Here is a 4,164-nt window from a genome sequence, read left to right on the forward strand (position 1 = left end):
GTGATGCTCTGGCCATAGACGAGGGGCTGACCCGGCTTGACGTCCTGGCGGCCGCCGACGAGGTGGCTCTCCAGCATGACGCCGAAGACGTGGGGACTGCCGTCGGTGAGCTGGGCCGCGACGTCGCGGGCGACGGCGGGCTGGCGCTCGGGATCTCGCCCGCTGTTCCCGTGCGAGCAATCGATCATGAGCCGCGGCGGAAGCCCCGCGCGCTGGAGAGCGCGGGCAGCGGCCTCGACATCCTCGGCGTGGTAGTTCGGGCGGCGGTGCGCCCCGCGCAGGATGATGTGGCAGGCGTCGTTTCCCTTGGTCCCCACGATCGCGGCCAGCCCCTGCTTGGTGACGGAGAGGAAGTGGTGGGGGCGCGACGCGGCGCGCACGGCGTCGACGGCGATCTGGACGTTTCCGTCGGTCCCGTTCTTGAAGCCGACCGGCATCGACAGACCGGAGGCCAGCTCGCGGTGCACCTGGCTCTCGGTCGTGCGGGCGCCGATGGCGCCCCAGGTGACCAGGTCGGCGATGAACTGGGGCGTGATGGTGTCCAGGAACTCGCAGCCGGCGCCGAGCCCCATGGTGGCCAGATCCAGGAGGAGGCGCCGGGCGACCCCCAGGCCTTCGTTGATGGCGAAGCTCCCGTCCAGCCGCGGATCGTTGATCAGGCCCTTCCACCCGACCGTGGTGCGCGGCTTCTCGAAGTAGACGCGCATCACCACCAGGAGGTCCTCCCGGAGCCGATCGGCCACGGCGAGCAGGCGCGCGCCGTAGTCGCGGGCCGCGGCGACGTCGTGGATCGAGCAGGGGCCGACCACCACGAGCACCCGGTCGTCCTCGCCGCGCAGGATGCGCGTCGCCGCCTCCCGCCCCTTGGCCACGGTCGCCGAGGCCGCCTCCGTGATGGGGTGCTGCTCCATCAGGATGGCGGGCGGGATGAGGGGGCCCAGCCGCTCGATGCGCAGGTCGTCGGTCAGGTAGAACATCGCCGCCGCTCAGTCATCCAGGATAGCATCCCGCGGTCAGTACATGAGGAAGCCGCCGTCGACGGTGACCGCCTGACCCGTGACGTAGGCCGCGGCCGGCGAGGCCAGGAAGACGACCATCGCCGCCACCTCCTCCGGCTCGGCCAGCCGGCCCAGGGGGACCGTGGCGGCTCGCTGGCGGAGGAACTCGCCCTTGGGCAGGCCCTGCCGCTGGACCCCGATCAGCTCGTCGAGGCGCCAGTTGAACTCGGTGTTGACGATCCCGGGACAGATCGCGTTGACCCGCACCCCCTGACTGGCCAGCGCCCGGGCGCTCTGCTGCGTCAGGCTGATCACGGCCGCCTTGCTGGCGGCGTAGGGGGGCGAGAGGGTGGGCGCGCCCCGGCCGGCGATCGAGGCGAGGTTGATGATCACGCCCCCGCCCTGCCGGGCCAGCAGCGGCGCCGCCGCCTGCATGCAGAAGAAGAGGCCCCGGGCATTGACGGCGAAGGTCTCGTCCCAGTCCCGCTCGGTGACCTGTCCGAAAGGGGTGGGCCGGATGATGCCGGCGTTGTTCACCAGGATGTCGAGCCGGCCGAGCCCCGTCACCGTCTGCCCGAGCATCGCCTCGATCTGGCTCACCTCCGCGACATCCGCCGGGACGGCGAGCGCCCGCCGGCCGAGCCCCGTCACCGCCGCCGCGACCTCACGCGCCGCCTCCGGCATGATGTCGTTGACCGCGACGTCGGCGCCCGCCCGGGCCAGGGCGAGGGCGACGGCCCGGCCGATGCCCTGTCCGGCCCCGGTGACGAGAGCCGACCGGCCGGCGAGCTCCCCGGTCACGGGTCCGCTCCGACGATCTTCCGGTAGCTGACGGGGTCGGTCGCGCCTTCCGTGTTCAACAGGAGTACCCGCGCCTGCGGGCCGAGCCCGAGAGCGGCCCGGGCCCTGGCCAGGGCCGGCTCCCGGCCGAGCGCGAGGAGCCCGGCCAGCCCGGCCGCCCCCGACTCGCCGGCGACGACGGTCGGGTCCCCGCCCATCCCCGCGTGGAGGCGCCGCATCGCCTCCTCGGCGAACGCATCGGTGACGGCGAGGAACCAATCCACCCGGGCCCGCAGCAGCGGCCAGGCGACGGAGGATGGCGTGCCGGCGTTCAGTCCGGCCATGATCGTGTCGAGCCGGCCGCGGGTGGCGCGGACCTCGCCGGCCGGGGAGGCGATCGACTCGAGGAGGCAGTCGGCCTCGGTCGACTCGACGACGACGAGCCGCGGCCCGCTGGGTCCGGACCGCCGCACATAGAAGAAGGTTCCCGCCCAGGCGAGGCCCCCGACGCCGGCCTGGAGGAAGACGACGTCGGGATCGGGCCGACCCGCGGCCTGGAGCTGCGCGGTCGCCTCGGCGAAGAGCGTCGTGTAGCCGCGCATGATCCAGTCCGGAATCTCGGTGTAGCCGGGATAGGCGGTGTCGGAGATCACCTGGAAGCCCTGCGCCGCGCTCTCCACCGCCGCCCGGCGGACGGCGTCGTCGTAGCTTCCCTCCACGACCACCACCTGGGCGCCCTCCGCGCGGAGCGCCTCGATCCGCGCCGCCGTCGTGTGGCCGGGCACGAAGATCACGGCCCGGAGACCGAGCCGCCGGGCGGTCCAGGCGACGCCCCGGCCGTGGTTCCCGGCCGTGGCCGTCGCGACCGTCGAGACGGGCCGCCCCAGCCGCCGCAGCCGATCGATCGCATAGGAGGCGCCGAGCGCCTTGAAGGCACCGAGACCGAAGCGCCGGGATTCGTCCTTCACCCAGAGCTCGCCCACCCCCAGGGCCGCGGCCAGCCCGGGCAGCGACACGAGCGGCGTGGGCGCATAGCCCGGCAGCGACCGGTGGAACGCCGGGACGTCGTCCGCCCCCGGCACCGCCAGCGCCGCGGCCAGGGCGGGGTCGGCGAACCGGTTCGGCTCGACCCGCACGCCGCGGGGGTCCTGCACCATGCCGTTCAAGATACCGCGAACCCGCGCGGCGCGGGAGGCGCCTTTGATGTATCGTGATCCCGCGGGAGGAGGGCGGGCCATGCTCACCCATCGGTACGCGGACGTCAACGGGGTGCGGCTCCACTACGTCACGGCCGGCGCCGGGCCGCTCCTGCTCTTCCTCCACGGCTTCCCGGAGTTCTGGTACGCCTGGAAGCAGCAGCTGGCGGCGTTCGCGCCCGACCACCAGGCGGTGGCGCCCGACATGCGCGGCTACAATCTCTCCTCGAAGCCGGCCGACCTCGAGCAGTATCGGATGCGGCACCTAGTCGAGGACGTGCGCGCGCTCGCCCTCCACCTCGGACATCGCCGCTTCAGCCTGGTCGGCCATGACTGGGGCGGCGCGGTCGCCTGGGCGTTCGCGATCGCTCACCCCGAACACCTCGAGCGACTGGTCATCGTCAACGCGCCGCATCCGGCCGTGTTCCAGCGCGAGCTTCAGGACAATCCCGCCCAGCAGCAGGCCAGCCGCTACATGCTCACCTTCCGCAGCCCGGAGGCCGAAGCCCTCCTGGCGGCGGACGGCCACGCGCGGCTCGTCGGGATCGTGCTGGCCGACGGACTGCGGCGGGGCTACTTCACGGAGGAGGACCGCCAGGCGTATCTCGCCGCGTGGTCCGAGCCCGGCGCCCTCACCGGCGGGCTCAACTACTACCGGGCGGCGCGCGTGGGGCCGCCCACCGACTCGGGCGAGCCCGGCCCGGCCGAGCCGGCGCCGGACCCGGCGTCCCTCGCCGTGAGCGTCCCCACCCTGGTCATCTGGGGCGAGCGGGACCAGGCGCTCCTGACGGGGAACCTCGTCGGGCTCGACCGGTTCGTCCCCCGTCTCACGATCGAGCGCATCCCTCAGGGCACGCACTGGGTCGTCCACGAGGAGCCCGAGCTCGTCAATGGCTACATCCGGCGCTTCCTGGCCGGCCGCTAGGTCATTTCGGGGGGGTCTCGGAAGACCCCCCCGATGCTGCCCGACGCGGCCCGCGCTCGGGGCGAGCTGCCGGGTTACTCCGACAGGCTCCTAGGTCATGGAGACGGCCCCCTCCCACACCCACCCCCAGGACAGGTTGCGCCGGCAAAGCCGGCGCTCGGAGCGGACACTCAATGCGTGAGGGTGAGGCTTCACGCTGTGCGCGATTGACCCTACGGGCTCCGACGGCCGGCTGGCTCGGAGACGAGGTCGGCCCCGGCGAGCC

Annotated in this window: 4 protein-coding genes; 1 reads left to right on the plus strand and 3 read right to left on the minus strand. The window is 73.3% G+C overall.

The annotated features are described in order from the left end of the window. From VGW35_20085 to VGW35_20095, 3 genes are all read right to left on the minus strand, one after another. A partial coding sequence (locus VGW35_20085; GenBank protein HEV8309970.1) for a 3-deoxy-7-phosphoheptulonate synthase occupies nt 1-977 on the minus strand: 977 nt, incomplete at its 3' end. A 36-nt stretch (nt 978-1,013) separates the two neighbouring features. Continuing rightward, nucleotides 1,014-1,799 (minus strand): glucose 1-dehydrogenase, encoded by a 786-nt coding sequence (locus VGW35_20090; GenBank protein ID HEV8309971.1) that lies wholly within the window; start codon nt 1,797-1,799, stop codon nt 1,014-1,016. After that, nucleotides 1,796-2,935: a diaminopropionate ammonia-lyase gene (locus tag VGW35_20095; protein HEV8309972.1), complete on the minus strand. Its 1,140-nt coding sequence runs from the start codon at nt 2,933-2,935 to the stop codon at nt 1,796-1,798. Before VGW35_20095 ends, VGW35_20090 begins: the two co-directional genes overlap by 4 nt. A gap of 79 nt (nt 2,936-3,014) precedes the next feature. Between VGW35_20095 and VGW35_20100 the strand changes: the two genes are divergently transcribed. Continuing rightward, nucleotides 3,015-3,899, plus strand: a complete 885-nt coding sequence (locus VGW35_20100) for an alpha/beta hydrolase (protein ID HEV8309973.1) — start codon at nt 3,015-3,017, stop codon at nt 3,897-3,899. Nucleotides 3,900-4,164 lie beyond the last annotated feature (265 nt).

It is taken from the genome of Candidatus Methylomirabilota bacterium, assembly GCA_036005065.1.
Classification (GTDB): Bacteria; Methylomirabilota; Methylomirabilia; order Rokubacteriales; family DASRDR01; genus DASYQW01.

Coding starts and splice junctions, on each gene's coding strand:
- VGW35_20095 (HEV8309972.1), bottom strand. CDS start 2,935: ATGGTGCAGGACCCCCGCGGCGTGCGGGTCGAGCCGAACCGGTTCGCC.
- VGW35_20100 (HEV8309973.1), top strand. CDS start 3,015: ATGCTCACCCATCGGTACGCGGACGTCAACGGGGTGCGGCTCCACTAC.